This is a genomic window from Clostridium sp. MT-14 (assembly GCF_042436595.1).
GTDB lineage: Bacteria > Bacillota > Clostridia > Clostridiales > Clostridiaceae > Clostridium_B > Clostridium_B aromativorans.
Map to the genome: position 1 here is coordinate 41,940 of NZ_JBHMIY010000013.1, position 16,200 is coordinate 58,139.

A 16,200-nucleotide genomic window follows, 5' to 3' on the forward strand; every position below is an offset into this window, starting at 1 on the left:
GCTTTCACCCCCTTGTATTTTTATAGATTTCAATAGCTTTGGGGAAATTTGCCATCAAATCATTATATTTAACAAGTGCTATTATAGCATTAAATTTTAACCACTTCAAGTAAAATTATACTGTCAAAAATATATGCCTTTCAAACTTTTTATCTAATTGTAAAATGTTTATTGTAAACTGTGAATTGTCGATCTGGTATATTGTAAAAGATAATAACTAATAATAATATGTAGAGAAAAATCCAGGTTTTAGCTTGATCAAAGAATTTACCAAGCTTAAATAATGTAAAGGGAGTGATATGTGAATGTTTGATGTAAGGACGGATTTGGCGGTAGAAGCCAGGGAAAAGTGCCGTAAGGAAAGAGGAGGGGAAGTTCCTGGAGTGGAAGTGGAGGAAACTATGGAGGATGGTATAAAGGTGACCTGTGTAAAAATAGTGGAGGATATTGGGGAAAAAATCATGGGAAAACCAAAAGGCTCCTACATAACTGTGGATATGCCAAGACTCACTCATTACGATGGGGAAATAAGGGATAAAGTGAGCAAGGTCGTGGGAAAAGTATTGTCAAGTGTGATAGATATAGATAAAAGCATGACTGCATTGGTGGTGGGATTGGGAAATTGGAACATAACCCCTGATTCTCTGGGGCCTAAAGTGGTCTCAAAACTTATGGTTACCAGGCATTTGAAGCAGTTAGTACCTGACAAGATAGATGAGGGTATAAGGCCTGTATGTGTCATATCCCCAGGAGTACTTGGGATTACTGGCATTGAAACCAGTGAAATAATACAGGGTGTTGTGGACAAAGTAAAACCTAATCTGATAATTTGTATAGATTCGCTGGCGTCAAGGAAGATGGACAGAGTCAATTATACAGTGCAAATAGGAAATAGGGGAATATCTCCTGGTTCTGGGGTAGGCAATAGAAGGATGGAATTGAGTGAAAAAACACTTGGGGTGCCTGTAATAGCTATAGGAGTTCCTACAGTGGTGGATGCGGCTACTATGGCCAATGATACTATTGATATGGTTCTGGACGAAATGATAAGGCAGACAAAAAAGGGAGAAAAATTTTATGAGATGTTGAAATCCGTGGATAAGGATGAAAAGCATCAGATGATAAGGGCACTTCTTGAGCCTTATAAGGAAAATATCATGGTTACACCTAAAGATGTGGATCTGGTAGTGGATTCCATTTCAAAGGTCATTGCGAATGCTATAAACATAGCACTCCAGCCTGCATTGGACTTAGACGATATAAATACTTTCTTGAATTAGTAGCAGATGATATTTTATAGTAATTTTGAGTATTAAGTGAAAAATAATTGACTGTGGGATTATAATTTGGAATATAATGTATAAAATTCATAAAAAAGCTCATCCTTTATAATGAGAATTTTATTCCTGTTTGGGGGTGACTTTTTTATGAATAGGAAAGCTATTGCAACTGTAATGATAATTTGCTGTGTAATAATTATTTTAGGATTTACAGTTATAACTGCAGGATTGCCTAAATTTATAAAGGATAAATCAGATTTTAAGATAGATTACACTCAGACACCTTTTGATTTTAGCGTGGATATGGGAAATTACTCACTTAGCATAGATAATAGGATAGGTGATAATTTTAAAAACGGATCTAAAAAAATTATAGATGTGGTAGGTAGTAAAATATATTCTGGAACTTCTTATATAATAGATATGACTCAAAATACATTTGAAAATATAGAGGATAGGTTCACCAAATAATGTGCTTTTAACTGTAGGGTGATTATGATATAATTTACTGTAGTTGTTGGTCCGAATTGTGGAGAAATTTCATTGATATTGGGGGAAGTAGTATGCAGAGTGAAAGACAGAGACATATAAGAAATTTTTCTATAGTTGCCCATATAGATCACGGTAAATCCACCCTTGCAGATAGGTTAATTGAAAAAACAGGAACTCTTACTGAAAGGGAGATGAATTCCCAGGTACTTGACAATATGGAATTGGAGAGAGAACGGGGGATAACTATAAAATCCCAGGCAGTGAGGCTTATATATAAGAGGCCTGATGGAGAAGAATATATTTTAAATCTTATAGATACGCCGGGACATGTAGATTTCAATTATGAGGTTTCAAGAAGTCTTGCAGCCTGTGAGGGAGCTGTTTTAGTAGTTGATGCAACCCAGGGCATACAGGCACAGACACTGGCTAATTGCTATTTGGCCATGGATCACGATCTGGAAATTGTTCCGGTAATAAATAAAATAGACTTGCCAAGTTCGAGACCTGATGAAGTAAAAGGGGAGATAGAGGATGTCATAGGAATAGATGCGGAAGATGCTCCTCTAGTTTCTGCAAAGACAGGGTTAAATATAGATGAGGTCTTGGAGGCCATAGTAAATAAAATACCTTCTCCAGAGGGAGATGAGAATGCGCCTTTGAGGGCTCTTATATTTGATTCAAATTATGACAGCTATAAGGGAGTGGTCTGTCATATAAGGGTAAAAGAAGGTTGTATTAAGACAGGAGAAGAGATAAAGCTCATGGCTACAGGCAAGGTATATGAAGTTACAGAAACGGGAATATTTGTCCCGGATTTCATGCCCAGATCAGAATTGAAGGCTGGAGATGTGGGATATTTCACAGCTTCCATTAAGAATGTGAGAGATGCAAGGGTTGGAGATACAGTAACTGAAGCGGGAAGAGAGGCGTCAGAACCTCTTAAAGGATATAGACCTGTAGTCTCTATGGTATACAGCGGCATATATCCGGTAGATGGAAAAAAATACAGTGAATTGAAGGAAGCACTGGAGAAACTTCAGGTTAATGATGCAGCACTTTGTTTTGAACCGGAGACATCTATAGCTCTGGGATTTGGATTTAGATGTGGTTTTTTGGGACTGCTTCATATGGATGTCATACAGGAAAGGGTTGAAAGGGAATTTAACCTGGACATAATAACTACGGCTCCATCTGTTATATATAAGGTATATAAGACAGATGGTACTCTAATAGAACTTACCAATCCTACTAACATGCCTGAAGTATCGGAGATAAAGTACATGGAGGAACCAATAGTTAAGGCTTCCATAATAACTCCTTCGGAATATGTAGGATCAGTTATGGAACTTGCCCAGGGCAGAAGAGGTACTTTTAGAGATATGCAGTACATAGAGACCACCAGGGTATCCTTAAATTATGATATTCCACTAAATGAAATAATATATAATTTCTTTGATGTATTAAAATCTAGAACAAGAGGTTATGCATCTCTTGATTATGAATTAAAGGGCTATAAGGCTGCTGAATTGGTAAAATTGGATATTCTTTTAAATGGGGAAGCTGTAGATGCCCTTTCCATGATTGTGCCTGAAGAAAGGGCTTATGAAAGAGGAAGGAGTATAGCTGAAAGGCTTAAGGAAATAATACCGAGACAGCTTTTTGAAATACCAATACAGGCTGCTGTAGGTGGGAAAATTATAGCTAGGGAAACTGTCAAGGCCATGAGAAAAGATGTGCTTGCGAAATGCTATGGAGGAGATATATCCAGAAAGAAAAAACTTCTTGAAAAGCAAAAAGAAGGAAAAAAGAGAATGAGGCAGGTAGGTTCTGTGGAAATTCCCCAGGAGGCTTTTATGGCAATACTTAAAACAGAAGACTGAATACAGTTTACAATTGACAGTTTACAATTGACAATTAATGAAGATTTTCGGCTGTAACGAAAATCAACCGAATTTGATATTTGAATGTGCTTTTTTTATAAGTAAAATTTATAAACTGGGGAGTGTTTTTGTGTACGATAAAGGAAACATGATTACAGGGGAGCCTGCAGCTTTATACATACATATACCATTTTGCAGGAAAAAATGCCTCTATTGTGATTTTTCATCTTACAGTGGAAAAGAAGAATTTATGTGGAATTATTCAAAGGCGTTGGCTGGAGATATAGATTTTATAGGTAAGAGATCTATAAAATCTATATTTATAGGCGGTGGAACACCTACCTATTTATCACTTGAGAGCTGGAATAATATATATAAAGCTCTGAAAAAGTTGAAATTGGAAGACAATTTGGAATTTACAGTGGAGGGAAATCCAGGTACTTTTACCGAAGAGAAATTAAGGTTTTTAAAAAATATAGGGGTCAACAGATTGAGTATAGGACTTCAAGCATGGCAGAATTCTTTACTTGGAAAAATTGGCAGAATTCATACTTTAGATGATTTTTTAAAAGGTTATGAGATGGCGAGAAAGCTGGGCTTCTCAAATATAAATGTGGATCTCATGTTTGGGCTTCCAGGGCAGACTTTAAAGGACTGGAGGGAATCTCTGGAGAATGTGGTTGGGATGGCACCAGAACATATATCCTGTTACAGTCTGATAGTGGAAAAAGGAACTCCTTTTTACAACATGTATAAAAACCATGAACTAAAGCTTCCTCGGGAGGAAGAGGAAAGGCAGATGTATTATTTTACATTGGAGTTTCTTTACAAAAGTGGATACAATCAATATGAAATATCCAATTTTGCCAAAATGGGAAATGAATGCAGGCACAATCTGGTGTATTGGAATTTAAAATCTTATATAGGATGCGGTTCAAGTGCCCATTCCTATGTAGATGGATATAGATACAGAAATACGTCAGATATAGAAGAGTATATTTTGGAAGGCATTGAGGGGAAATTTATAAGGCTGGATAAACATAAAAATTCCATTTATGATGATATGGAAGAGTTTATGTTTATGGGACTTAGAAAGATAAATGGAATTTCAATAAGAGATTTTAAAAATAGATTCAATAGGGATATTTATTCAGTGTACGGCGGTATAATAGATAAATACGTGGAGAAGGGAATACTAATAGTGGATGGAGATAGGATGTATTTAAATAAGAGAGGAATAGAAGTATCCAATAGTGTGATGTGTGAATTTATATTGACATAATATCGTTTGTATCAGATATGTTGAGTAATCATGAGAAAATATCATAAAATTCATTTTAAATGTAATAAACTATTCTATTTGTTAAAATAATATACTTTATGTGGTGTTGACAAAAAAAATTATGAGTGATATTTTTTAATCATAGTGATTAGCACTCAACAGCAATGAGTGCTAATAAAGAGGTGATATTATGGAAATGGATGAGAGAAAGATAAAAATACTTCAGGCAATAGTAAATAATTATATAAATACTGCTGAGCCTGTGGGATCCAGAACCATAGCTAAAAAATATAACTTGGGAGTGAGTTCTGCCACCATAAGAAATGAAATGTCAGATTTGGAGGAAATGGGTTATTTGGAACAGCTTCATAGTTCTTCAGGAAGGATACCCTCTAACAAAGGATATAGGTTGTATGTGGATAAATTGATGCATATACCCAATTTGAGTCCGGAAGAAATATATATAATAAAAAGTCAGATTATAAGTGACGCATTATTTGAAGTTGATAAGATAATAAAGCAGGCTATTTATCTTTTGTCTGAATTAACGAGGCTTACTTCTGTGGTTAGAGCACCTTTTGCAAAAAAAGGTCGTATAAAGCATATGCAATTGATAAATATAGAATCTAACAGCAGTATTCTATTAGTGCTTATAATTGACAGTGGAATTATAAAAAATAACCTTATAAAAATTAAGAAGGCTATTTCTGACGGTACTCTTGTTAAGATGAGCAATGCATTGAATGACCAGTTAAAAAATTTATGTGCTGATGATATAAGTGTAGAAATTGTAGACAAATTGAAGTCGGATTTAAGAGGGTATGAGGATGTAGTTGATGAAATAATTTGCGTCTTGTATGATAGATTGAATAATGTAGATAATTCGGAAATATATATGCAGGGAGCTATGAATATATTTGACTATCCAGAGTATAAGGACATAGAGAAGGCAAGAGAATTTTTATCTATGCTGGATAATAAACAAAAGGTAAGCAGTTTATTAAACAGTGCCTCGAGTATTTCGGTAAAAATAGGAAATGAGAATTATATAGAAGGCGCAGAAGACTGCAGTGTAATATCTGCAGTGTACAGTTTAAATGAAAAACCAATAGGGGAAATTGGTGTAATAGGACCTACAAGAATACCTTATTCTAAAGTTATATCTGTATTGGCAAATGTGGTGAAGGAAATGAATAGTATTTTAAGTCATGCTTATTCTGATGAAAATAAGTGATGATATTATGCTGAATGAATCTGAAAGCCGTTTGCTGGAGATAACAATAAAATGTTAGTTAGATTGGAGGAAGTGTCTAAATGTTGAAAGATGAGGATATGAATGCACAGGATGCTGAAAAAAAATGTGCTGAAAAGGAAGATGAATGTCTAGAAAAAGATAAAAATTCCAAAGCAGGTGAAAAAATAGACCTGGATGAAAAATTGCAGGAATCCGATAATGAAAACATAGACGAAGAAGAGAAGGTCGATGAAAAAAAGTCAGAGGATGAAGCAGAAGTAAAAGAGGAAGAAGTAGATGAACTAGAGGAGAAAAGGAAGAAGTTACAGGAAGAATTAAAAAAGGAAAATTTTAAACTAAAGGATGAAAACAATAAAATTATGAATGAATTTAAAGCTCTTCAAGATAGACTTTCCAGAACAATGGCGGAATATGACAATTTTAGAAAAAGGACTTCAAAAGAAAAAGAGGGAATCTATTCTGATGCATGTAAAGATATATTAAAGGAAATACTTCCTGTATTAGATAACCTTGAAAGGGCAGCAAAGTCAGAGGGTAATTTGGATGCATTAAAAAAAGGCGTAGAGATGACAATGAAGCAATTTAATACTGCACTGGAAAAGCTAAATGTGGAGGAAATTCCTTCAGAAGGAGAGTTTGACCCCAATGTGCATAATGCAGTTATGCACATAGAGGATGATAATTATGATAAGAATTGTATAGTAGAGGTATTTCAGAAAGGATATAAGAGAGGAGATAAAATAATAAGATATAGTATGGTGAAAGTAGCAAATTAAGTTTAAATAAATGAGTGAAATGTTATAAGGACAATTTCAACTGAGTTAAATTTAGGAGGTAAGTTAACATGTCAAAAATAATAGGTATTGATTTAGGAACAACAAATTCTTGTGTTGCAGTTATGGAAGGTGGAGATCCAGTAGTTATAGCAAATTCTGAGGGTGCCAGAACTACTCCATCCGTAGTTTCCTTCCAGAAAAATGGTGAAAGACTGGTAGGTCAAGTAGCTAAAAGACAGGCAATAACAAATCCAGATAGAACTATAATGTCAATAAAAAGGCAAATGGGAACAGATCATAAGGTGGATATAGATGGAAAAAAGTATACACCTCAGGAAATATCATCTATGATACTTCAAAAAATAAAGGCTGATGCTGAAGCCTATCTAGGAGAACCTGTAACAGAAGCAGTTATAACCGTGCCTGCATATTTTAATGACAGCCAAAGACAGGCTACTAAAGACGCAGGAAAGATTGCAGGACTTAATGTTCGAAGAATAATAAATGAGCCTACGGCTGCTTCTCTTGCTTATGGCATGGATAAGATGAATACAAATCAAAAGATATTTGTATATGATTTAGGTGGAGGTACTTTTGATGTATCAATATTGGAACTTGGAGATGGGGTATTTGAGGTTAAGGCCACAAATGGAGATACCCATCTTGGAGGAGATGATTTTGATCAGAAGATAATGGATTATATAGCAGATACTTTTAAAGCTGAAAATGGAATAGATCTGAGAAAGGATAAAATGGCACTTCAAAGATTAAAAGAAGCAGCTGAAAAAGCAAAGATTGAATTGTCATCTTCCATGCAGACAAATATAAATTTACCGTTTATTACGGCAGATGCCAATGGCCCTAAGCACATAGACATGAATTTGACAAGGGCAAAATTCAATGAACTGACGGGAGATTTGGTAAATAAAACTATAGAGCCTATGAAAAAAGCTTTAAATGATGCGGGAATTACAATAAATGATATAAATAAAGTTATATTAGTGGGAGGTTCCACAAGAATACCGGCGGTTCAAGAAGCAGTAAAGAATTTCACTGGTAAAGAACCTTCAAAAGGTGTTAATCCTGATGAATGTGTGGCAGTGGGAGCAGCTATTCAGGCAGGGGTACTTACTGGAGACGTAAAAGATGTACTTCTTCTTGATGTAACACCACTTACTCTTGGGATTGAAACTTTGGGAGGAGTTGCTACTCCGCTCATCAATAGAAATACTACAATACCAACTAAAAAAAGCCAGATATTTTCCACTGCTGCAGATAATCAAACCTCTGTTGAAATCCACGTAGTTCAAGGTGAAAGACAGATGGCAGCTGACAATAAGACTCTGGGGAGATTTACTCTTTCAGGTATAGCTCCGGCTCCAAGGGGAATTCCTCAGATTGAAGTTACTTTTGATATAGATGCAAATGGTATAGTTAATGTATCGGCTAAAGACAAGGCAACTGGAAAAGAGGCAAATATAACAATTACAGCTTCCACTAATTTGAGTGACAGTGAAATAGATAAGGCAGTAAAGGAAGCTGAAAAATATGAAGAACAGGATAAAAAGAGAAAAGAATCCATAGAAGTTAAGAACAATGCAGATCAAATTGTGTATCAAAGCGAAAAGACATTAAAGGATCTAGGAGACAAGGTTTCAAGTGAAGACAAGAAAAATGTAGAGGAAAAGGCAGAAGCAGTTAAGAAAATAAAAGATGGCGATGATTTGGATGCAATAAAGAAAGCTACTGAGGATCTAACTCAGGCACTCTATGGAGTTACATCAAAAATATACAGTCAAAATGCTCAGGCAGGTCAAAATCCAGGAGCGGGCCCTAATCCAGGAGCAGGTCCAAACCCAGGAGCAGGTCCAAATCCAGGAGCTGGCACTCAGGGTGGATCAGGGAATAAAAATGATGACAATGTAGTTGATGCTGATTATAAAGTAGATGATGATAAGTAATATTTTCTCTTCACGATTGTATAATAAACGTGTATAATAGTAATAGTTAAGGGATGAGTTTTTGCTCTTCCCTTAATTTAAGTAGAGAATTGGATTTTTACTAAATAATACTTTCGTTTTAGGTGGTGAAAAATAAAAAGATGGCCAAAAAAGATTATTATGAAATACTAGGCCTTAAAAAGGGTGCCAGTGATGATGAAATAAAAAGAGCATTTAGAAAATTAGCATTAAAATACCACCCTGATAGAAATCAAGGAAATAGAGAAGCCGAGGAAAAATTCAAGGAAATAAATGAAGCCTATCAGGTCTTGTCGGATCCACAGAGAAAAGCTCAGTACGATCAGTTTGGTACAGCTGATTTTAACGGAGGTTCTGGATTTGAAGGGGGATTTGGTGGATTTGATTTTTCCGATATGGGCGGCTTTGGAGATATATTTGACTCTTTCTTTGGAGGAGGATTTTCTTCAAGCAGAAGAAGAAAAAATGGGCCAGAAAAAGGTGCAGATCTTGAATATACCTTAAATTTGACTTTTGAACAGGCAGTTTTCGGTGTGGAAAAGGAAATATCCATAACTAGAAATGAAAAATGTGAAGCCTGTAATGGAACGGGTGCCAAAAGAGGAACTCATCCACATACCTGTGACAAATGCGGCGGAACGGGGCAGGTGAGAACTCAAAGAAATACACCTCTTGGAAGTTTTGTAAGTATGAGTACCTGCGACAAATGCGGCGGAAAGGGTACTATTATCAAAGACAGGGATATATGTCCTGAATGCAGGGGTACGGGTACTGTTAGAAGGCGTAGAAGTATAAAAGTAAAAATTCCTGCAGGAGTGGATAATGGCAATGTAATCCCTATAAGAGGACAAGGCGAGGGAGGTAAAAATGGAGGCAGTCCAGGAGATCTGTATATAAATATAAGAGTATCATCTCATTCTAAATTTAAAAGAGATGGATTTGATATCTATTTGGATACTCATATTAGTTTTGGAAAAGCTGCTCTGGGAACAAGTATAAGGGTACCTACTATAGACGGAGATGTGAAATATGAAGTACCTGCTGGAACACAATCTGAAACTGTATTTAGATTGAGAGGAAAAGGTGTACCTAAAGTCAATGGAAGAGGCAGAGGAGATCAATATGTAAAAGTGATTGTGGATGTGCCTAAGAACTTAAATGAGAAGCAAAAGGAAGCTATTATGATGCTTATGGAGGCAAGTGGAGAGATCCCTGCGGGAGGAACTGGAAGAAAATCCTTTATGGATAAATTTAAACATGGATTTAAATAATTTGTAGATGCTGACAGCTTTTAACTTAAGGGCTGTCAGCAAACTTTATAGTTTTAATGTAGATCCAAATTGAGTGTAGGAGGAAATTCATGAAAAAAGAGTGGATAGAAGTGGCAATTATTACTAGCAGTGAAGCTGTAGAAGCGGTTTCTGGAATATTATACAATACAGGAGTTCAAGGTGTGTCCATAGAAGATCCTAAAGATATTGAATTTGAAAAGAAACGTCCCCAGGATTGGGATTATTTTGATGAAAGCTTGCTGAAGGTAAAAGATGGCGCAGTGATAAAAGGATATTATAAGGAAGATGAAAATCTTAAGAATTATCTGGAATATATAAAAGAAAGGGTAAATAATTTAAAAAACTGCGGGATAGATAAGGGAAAAGGCATTATCACCGTAAGTAAAGTGAATGAAGAAGATTGGGAGAATAACTGGAAGCAGTATTATAAACCTTATAGGGCAGGGAATAGAGTTGTGGTGAAGCCCATTTGGGAAAATTATAATCCTGAAAAAGATGATTTAGTAGTTCAGCTAGATCCAGGCATGGCCTTTGGAACTGGAACTCATGAAACTACGAGAATGTGTATAAAAGCTCTGGAGAAATATGTTAAGCTGGATTCGCAGGTGTTTGATATAGGCACGGGATCGGGAATACTGGCTATAACTGCAGCAAAACTTGGAGCAAAACATGTTATAGCTGTGGACATAAATGGTACGGCTGTGGAATCGGCCTTAAAAAACCTTGAATATAATGATGTAAAAAACATAGAGGTATTTCAAGGGAATCTCATGGAAAAGGTTCATGGAAAGGCAGATGTGGTAGTTGCCAATATAATTGCAGATGCTATAATATCCTTAACAGATGATGTAAAAAATTTTATAGTTCCTGGAGGAATATTTATATCTTCAGGTATAATAAAAGACAGAAGGAAAGATGTGATTGAAAAATTGAGGAATAGTGGATTTAAAATAAAAGAAGTAAATGAGGATGGGGAATGGATATGTGTAGTTGCAAAAAGGATGATATGAAGTGATGAATAAATTTTTTGTGCCTGAACAGGATATACACTGTAATACAGCTTTTATCAAGGGAGATGATGTAAAGCATATAAATAAGGTACTTAGACTTCAATGCGGGGATAAGGTAAATATAAACAACTGTGATGGCAAAGAATTTTTGGGAACTATAGAGAGTGTCGAGAGGGAAAGTGTTACAGTAAAAATTATAGAGGAAATTGAACTGTGCAATGAAAGTCCTGTTAAGATGTATCTATTTCAAGCACTGCCAAAATCGAGCAAAATGGATTTGATTGTACAAAAAGCTACGGAAATAGGGGCATATGAAATAACTCCTGTTATTACCAGGAGGGTAGTGGTTAAAGTTGATTTTACCCAATCTAAGAAGGCGGAAAGATGGAATAAAATTGCCAAGGAGGCCTGTAAACAGTGTAAGAGAAGCAGGATACCAGTAGTGGATAGACCTATTGATTTTAAAGGACTTTTGCAATCATTAGTGCCTATGGATTTGATTTTTGTGCCCTATGAAAACGAAAAAAATTTGGGCATAAGAAATGTGATTGATTCTATAGACAATAGGGATACTATAAAAAAAGTAGCTGTAGTAATTGGACCTGAAGGTGGATTTGAAGAAAATGAGATAGAACTTCTCAAAAACATGAATTCTCATATAGTGACACTGGGACCTAGAATATTTAGGACAGAAACTGCGGGTTTTGTTTCACTAGCACTTCTCATGTATGAATTAGGTGATTTAGGAGGTATCATTAGGTGAAGGTAATTGACAGTGAAAAAGTTGATTTATCACTTGGCAATGAAGAATTTTTTCGTGTATATGGGCATAAAAAGGCAGTGGGGATGTTTACTCTAGGCTGCAGGGTGAATCAGTACGAAACCGAAGCTATGGCAGAAAAATTTATAGCTGAGGGATATAATATAGTTGGTTTTGATGATTGTGCAGATGTGTATGTGATAAATACCTGCACTGTAACTAACATGGGAGATAAGAAATCCAGACAGATGATACATAGGGCTAGGAGAAAAAATGGAAGCGCAATAATAGCTGTAGTTGGATGTTACTCTCAAATTTCACCTGAAAAAGTATCTAATATAGAGGGTGTGGATGTTGTTTTAGGTACCAGAAATAAGGGAGACATAATTTATTTGATAAAGAGGGTATGCTTGGAACATCGCAAGATAATAGAGGTCAATGACGTTCTTAAGAACAGAGTTTTTGAAGAACTTAATATAGATAAATATCAGTACAGAACTAGAGCTTTTCTCAAAATACAGGATGGCTGTAATAGATTTTGTTCTTACTGTCTCATCCCATTTGCCAGAGGAGCAGTATGCAGCAAACCTCCAGGTAAAGTTGTAGAGGAAGTAAAAAAACTTGCTCAAAATAATTTTAAAGAAGTGACGCTTTCAGGAATACATATTGCCTCTTACGGCATGGATATGAAAGATGATTGGAATCTTGCAGGGATACTGGAAGAAGTAGATAAAATAGAAGGTATTGAAAGAGTTAGGATTGGTTCCATAGATCCCAAATTTTTTACAGAAGGTATCATAAATAGAATAAAAAGATTAAAAAAGTTGTGTCCACATTTCCACCTTTCCCTTCAGAGTGGATGTGATGAAACTTTAAGGAGAATGAATAGACACTATACTGTCCTGGAATACGAGAAAATAGTCAAAGAATTAAGAGATGAAATAAAAGATGTGTCTATAACTACGGATATTATAGTGGGATTTCCTGGAGAGACAGAAGAAGAGTTCAGTAAGACCTATGATTTTTTGAATAGAATAGAGTTTTCCAAAATTCATGTTTTTAAGTACAGTCCAAGAAAAGGTACGAGAGCTGCAAGTATGAGGAAGCAGATAGATGGCAGGATAAAGGAAGAGAGAAGCAGCAAAATTATAGAATTGGATAAAAAGTTGGAAAAACAGTTTATGAATAAATTTTTAGGGAAGAATATGGATGTACTTTATGAGAGCCAATTTGAGAAAAATAATGATTATTATGAGGGGTATACTCCCAATTATATAAAAGTGATATCCAGAGGAAAATGTGGTCAGAATTTAGAAGGGAAAATTTTGAATACTGAGCTGAAAAGTGTAAAAGATGGATGTGTTTATGGAAAAATAAAAAGTTTTATTTGACTTTCAGAAGGATATTTCATATTGATTATTGAATAATTACTGTTAAGGAGGTGATGACTATGGAAGAATGTATTTTTTGCAAAATAATAAAAGGTGAAATACCATCTGAGAAAGTATATGAAGATGATATAGTGTTAAGCTTTAAGGATATAGAACCAGGTGCTCCAGTACATGTTCTCATAATACCTAAAAAACATATAAGGAGTATAAATGATCTTACTGAAGAAGATTCCAATATTATTGCTCATATATATTTGGTTGCAAAACAGATTGCAGATAAATTGGGTTTGGCAGAAAAAGGATATAGAATTGTGACTAACTGTGGTGAGGAAGCAGGGCAGACAGTACCTCATATTCATTTTCACTTATTAGGTGGCAGATCATTTAAATGGCCGCCGGGCTAAAAATTTTATTAAGGTGTATATGCTGAATTCAGAGGGATAATAATATATGCAGCTATATGAAATTGTTGACAGTGTCCAAAGATCTATTGTATAATTGCTATGTGCTATTTGACCTATGTTAACTGTATTTAATTTTTAAAATTAGATTGAGCTAGCGGAGGGAGGGAGATAATGTGTCAGAAATAAAAGTGGGAGAAAATGAGACTATAGAAAGCGCATTGAGAAGATTCAAGAGAAAATGTGCTAGAGCTGGTGTTCTTTCGGAAGTCAGAAAAAGAGAGCACTATGAGAAACCAAGTGTAAAGAGAAAGAAGAAATCAGAAGCTGCAAGAAAGAGAAAGTTTAAATAGAATTCTTTGAAAGAGGGTACCAAGTAATATGTCTCTTAAAGAAAATTTACAAGAAGACTGGAAGCAGGCTTTGAAGTCAGGTGATAAGCTTAGAGCAGGTACTATAAGTATGGTCAAAGCTGCTATTTTATTGGTGGAAAAAGCTGATGGAAAAAAACTTGACGATGATGAAAAGATCATAGATATAATATCAAAAGAAGTAAAACAGAGACGTGAATCTATATTTGAATTTGAAAAGGGCAAGAGACAGGATTTAATAGATAAAACAAAATCTGAAATACAGATCTTGTTAAAATACCTTCCTCAGCAGTTGAGTAAAGAGGATATTTCCGAGATTGTACGGAAAGCAGTTAATGAAGTAGGGGCACAGAGCATGAAAGACATGAAAAAAATTATGGCAATTGTAATGCCTAAAACCAGAGGCAGAGCAGATGGCAAACTTGTAAGTCAAATAGTAAAACAATATTTAAATAAATAGAAAGGTTGAGATTATATCTCAACCTTTTTTAATGGGAAAAATTTAAATAGTTCACAGCTTTAAGTAATTTATCATTCCTGTATTTCATAAATTAGTAAAGGTAAGAGAGTTGGGAGATAAATTCTTAGAGGTGATATTGTGAAAAATAAAATGTATGACACAAAACAAAATATTGCGGATAAGCTGGATTTGCCAAGAGATATAATTTTGAATATGCCTCAAATTAAAGTTATGGGAAATAACGAGATAATAATAGAAAATCATAAGGGCATCATACTATTTGAGGATAGTCAGATAAAAATTAATTCAGGTATAGGGTTGATATCAATATATGGAAGTAAATTTGAAGTGCTTTTTATAGGTGGAAGCACTATAACTATAGGAGGAAAATTTAAATCTATAGTTTATGAGGGAAACTGATAAATTTTCTTTTAAAAATTATAGAAATGGAATAATTTTAATTGAGATACAATCCCTTATACCTGAAAAGTTTATTAACCTTATGTGGGAAAATGACATCTGTATAAAAAATATAAAAAAGAAAAGTATTACCACTATGACTATGGAGATAGATTTAAAAGATTATGGTAAAGTAGAAAATATAGCCAGGAAGACCAGTACTAGAATAAAGATAATCAAAAGAAGGGGTATTACTTTTTTTATAATTAGGATTAAGAGAAAAATAACCCTAGTTTTAGGAGTGATTTTATTTGCTGCAATAATATATTACTTGTCTACATTTATATGGAATATAAAAATAGATTCTGCTGAAGGGATTCCACCTTATACAATAAGGCAGCAGCTTAAAGCTTATGGGATAGGACCAGGGACGAGTAAAAATAAAATAAACGTATATAGAATAGAACAGAAACTTATGAAGGACAATGATGACATAATGTGGGTTAAAGTGAGAATGCAGGGCTCTGAATTAAATATAAATGTAGTGGAGAAAAAATCTCCACCGGATATAAGTATGGATAATACTCCGTGTAATTTGGTGGCAAAAAAAGATGGCAAAGTATTGAGAGTATATACTACACTGGGTACACCAGTTGTAAAAGCGGGTGACGAGGTAAAAAAGGGCCAGATTCTTGTCAAAGGAGAGCAGGGAATTGAGGGATCTACTTATAGTGTACATGCCGCGGGGTATGTCATATGCAGTACACTGTATGAAAGCAGTGCTGATGTAAAAATAGATAATGTAAAAAATATCAGAACAGGTAAGAAAGTAGATAATTATTATATTAATTTGAGAGGTAAGAAGTTATATTTAAAAAAAGATAATAATAAATTTAATAAATATGATAAAATAGAGGAAAGCAAATTTATTTTTGGTAGGGAAACTTACTATGAGGTTAAAAAGACAGTAATAAAAGGGAATGCCCAGAAGATAGTAAAGGATACAGGACAGAAACTTTATAAAAGTATATGTTCCAATTTAGATAAATCCATAAAAATTGTAGATAAAAGGGTCACCTATGAACCTGGTGAATCTTATAAAGTGAAAGTTCAGGTCGCAGCGGAGGAAAATATAGCGGTTTCTGATGTTCAGAGATAAAGGGAAAGCTCAA

At 34.7% G+C, this 16,200-nt stretch carries 16 protein-coding genes; all 16 read left to right on the forward strand.

From position 1 onward, the window contains the following. Positions 1 to 305: 305 nt before the first annotated feature. The 16 genes from gpr (at position 306) to yqfD (ending at position 16,187) form a co-directional block, all read left to right on the forward strand. The gene (gene gpr / locus ACFHWD_RS10785) at positions 306 to 1,280 is read left to right on the forward strand and encodes a GPR endopeptidase (protein ID WP_150358129.1); all 975 of its coding nucleotides are present in this window, start codon (positions 306 to 308) and stop codon (positions 1,278 to 1,280) included. Positions 1,281 to 1,427: 147 nt separating this feature from the next. Continuing rightward, the gene (locus ACFHWD_RS10790; protein ID WP_150358128.1) at positions 1,428 to 1,751 is read left to right on the forward strand and encodes a hypothetical protein; all 324 of its coding nucleotides are present in this window, start codon (positions 1,428 to 1,430) and stop codon (positions 1,749 to 1,751) included. A 92-nt stretch (positions 1,752 to 1,843) separates the two neighbouring features. After that, the gene (lepA, locus tag ACFHWD_RS10795) at positions 1,844 to 3,652 is read left to right on the forward strand and encodes a translation elongation factor 4 (RefSeq protein WP_150358127.1); all 1,809 of its coding nucleotides are present in this window, start codon (positions 1,844 to 1,846) and stop codon (positions 3,650 to 3,652) included. Positions 3,653 to 3,800: 148 nt separating this feature from the next. Then, a complete protein-coding gene (gene hemW / locus ACFHWD_RS10800; protein WP_150358132.1) occupies positions 3,801 to 4,934 on the forward strand; it encodes a radical SAM family heme chaperone HemW in 1,134 nt (377 codons plus the stop codon). A 190-nt stretch (positions 4,935 to 5,124) separates the two neighbouring features. Then, positions 5,125 to 6,168 carry a heat-inducible transcriptional repressor HrcA gene (gene hrcA / locus ACFHWD_RS10805; RefSeq protein ID WP_150358126.1) on the forward strand — a complete coding sequence of 348 codons (1,044 nt, stop codon included), beginning with the start codon at positions 5,125 to 5,127 and terminating at the stop codon, positions 6,166 to 6,168. 80 nt (positions 6,169 to 6,248) lie between these two features. Then, a complete protein-coding gene (gene grpE, locus ACFHWD_RS10810) occupies positions 6,249 to 6,965 on the forward strand; it encodes a nucleotide exchange factor GrpE (RefSeq protein WP_150358125.1) in 717 nt (238 codons plus the stop codon). Between the two features lie 68 nt (positions 6,966 to 7,033). Continuing rightward, the gene (gene dnaK / locus ACFHWD_RS10815) at positions 7,034 to 8,926 is read left to right on the forward strand and encodes a molecular chaperone DnaK (protein ID WP_150358124.1); all 1,893 of its coding nucleotides are present in this window, start codon (positions 7,034 to 7,036) and stop codon (positions 8,924 to 8,926) included. A gap of 140 nt (positions 8,927 to 9,066) precedes the next feature. Further along, entirely contained in the window at positions 9,067 to 10,215 is a 1,149-nt protein-coding gene (dnaJ, locus tag ACFHWD_RS10820; protein ID WP_150358123.1) for a molecular chaperone DnaJ, read from the forward strand. A gap of 89 nt (positions 10,216 to 10,304) precedes the next feature. Further along, complete coding sequence (gene prmA / locus ACFHWD_RS10825; protein WP_179976975.1) at positions 10,305 to 11,246, forward strand: 50S ribosomal protein L11 methyltransferase; 942 nt, start codon at positions 10,305 to 10,307, stop codon at positions 11,244 to 11,246. Positions 11,247 to 11,250: 4 nt separating this feature from the next. Beyond that, complete coding sequence (locus ACFHWD_RS10830; RefSeq protein ID WP_150358121.1) at positions 11,251 to 12,009, forward strand: 16S rRNA (uracil(1498)-N(3))-methyltransferase; 759 nt, start codon at positions 11,251 to 11,253, stop codon at positions 12,007 to 12,009. 83 nt (positions 12,010 to 12,092) lie between these two features. Continuing rightward, a complete protein-coding gene (mtaB, locus tag ACFHWD_RS10835; protein ID WP_378061861.1) occupies positions 12,093 to 13,397 on the forward strand; it encodes a tRNA (N(6)-L-threonylcarbamoyladenosine(37)-C(2))-methylthiotransferase MtaB in 1,305 nt (434 codons plus the stop codon). 59 nt (positions 13,398 to 13,456) lie between these two features. Next, positions 13,457 to 13,801 (forward strand): histidine triad nucleotide-binding protein, encoded by a 345-nt coding sequence (locus ACFHWD_RS10840; protein WP_150358120.1) that lies wholly within the window; start codon positions 13,457 to 13,459, stop codon positions 13,799 to 13,801. Between the two features lie 173 nt (positions 13,802 to 13,974). Beyond that, positions 13,975 to 14,151, forward strand: a complete 177-nt coding sequence (gene rpsU / locus ACFHWD_RS10845) for a 30S ribosomal protein S21 (protein WP_007061146.1) — start codon at positions 13,975 to 13,977, stop codon at positions 14,149 to 14,151. 28 nt (positions 14,152 to 14,179) lie between these two features. Further along, positions 14,180 to 14,629: a GatB/YqeY domain-containing protein gene (locus tag ACFHWD_RS10850; protein WP_378061838.1), complete on the forward strand. Its 450-nt coding sequence runs from the start codon at positions 14,180 to 14,182 to the stop codon at positions 14,627 to 14,629. Positions 14,630 to 14,779: 150 nt separating this feature from the next. Continuing rightward, the gene (yqfC, locus tag ACFHWD_RS10855) at positions 14,780 to 15,049 is read left to right on the forward strand and encodes a sporulation protein YqfC (protein WP_268253773.1); all 270 of its coding nucleotides are present in this window, start codon (positions 14,780 to 14,782) and stop codon (positions 15,047 to 15,049) included. Beyond that, the gene (yqfD, locus tag ACFHWD_RS10860; protein ID WP_229981091.1) at positions 15,036 to 16,187 is read left to right on the forward strand and encodes a sporulation protein YqfD; all 1,152 of its coding nucleotides are present in this window, start codon (positions 15,036 to 15,038) and stop codon (positions 16,185 to 16,187) included. The genes yqfC and yqfD overlap by 14 nt, the downstream gene beginning before the upstream one ends. The last annotated feature ends 13 nt before the right edge of the window (positions 16,188 to 16,200 follow it).

Coding starts and splice junctions, on each gene's coding strand:
- gpr (WP_150358129.1), top strand. CDS start 306: ATGTTTGATGTAAGGACGGATTTGGCGGTAGAAGCCAGGGAAAAGTGC.
- ACFHWD_RS10790 (WP_150358128.1), top strand. CDS start 1,428: ATGAATAGGAAAGCTATTGCAACTGTAATGATAATTTGCTGTGTAATA.
- lepA (WP_150358127.1), top strand. CDS start 1,844: ATGCAGAGTGAAAGACAGAGACATATAAGAAATTTTTCTATAGTTGCC.
- hemW (WP_150358132.1), top strand. CDS start 3,801: ATGATTACAGGGGAGCCTGCAGCTTTATACATACATATACCATTTTGC.
- hrcA (WP_150358126.1), top strand. CDS start 5,125: ATGGAAATGGATGAGAGAAAGATAAAAATACTTCAGGCAATAGTAAAT.
- grpE (WP_150358125.1), top strand. CDS start 6,249: ATGTTGAAAGATGAGGATATGAATGCACAGGATGCTGAAAAAAAATGT.
- dnaK (WP_150358124.1), top strand. CDS start 7,034: ATGTCAAAAATAATAGGTATTGATTTAGGAACAACAAATTCTTGTGTT.
- dnaJ (WP_150358123.1), top strand. CDS start 9,067: ATGGCCAAAAAAGATTATTATGAAATACTAGGCCTTAAAAAGGGTGCC.
- prmA (WP_179976975.1), top strand. CDS start 10,305: ATGAAAAAAGAGTGGATAGAAGTGGCAATTATTACTAGCAGTGAAGCT.
- ACFHWD_RS10830 (WP_150358121.1), top strand. CDS start 11,251: ATGAATAAATTTTTTGTGCCTGAACAGGATATACACTGTAATACAGCT.
- mtaB (WP_378061861.1), top strand. CDS start 12,093: ATGTTTACTCTAGGCTGCAGGGTGAATCAGTACGAAACCGAAGCTATG.
- ACFHWD_RS10840 (WP_150358120.1), top strand. CDS start 13,457: ATGGAAGAATGTATTTTTTGCAAAATAATAAAAGGTGAAATACCATCT.
- ACFHWD_RS10850 (WP_378061838.1), top strand. CDS start 14,180: ATGTCTCTTAAAGAAAATTTACAAGAAGACTGGAAGCAGGCTTTGAAG.
- yqfC (WP_268253773.1), top strand. CDS start 14,780: ATGTATGACACAAAACAAAATATTGCGGATAAGCTGGATTTGCCAAGA.
- yqfD (WP_229981091.1), top strand. CDS start 15,036: ATGAGGGAAACTGATAAATTTTCTTTTAAAAATTATAGAAATGGAATA.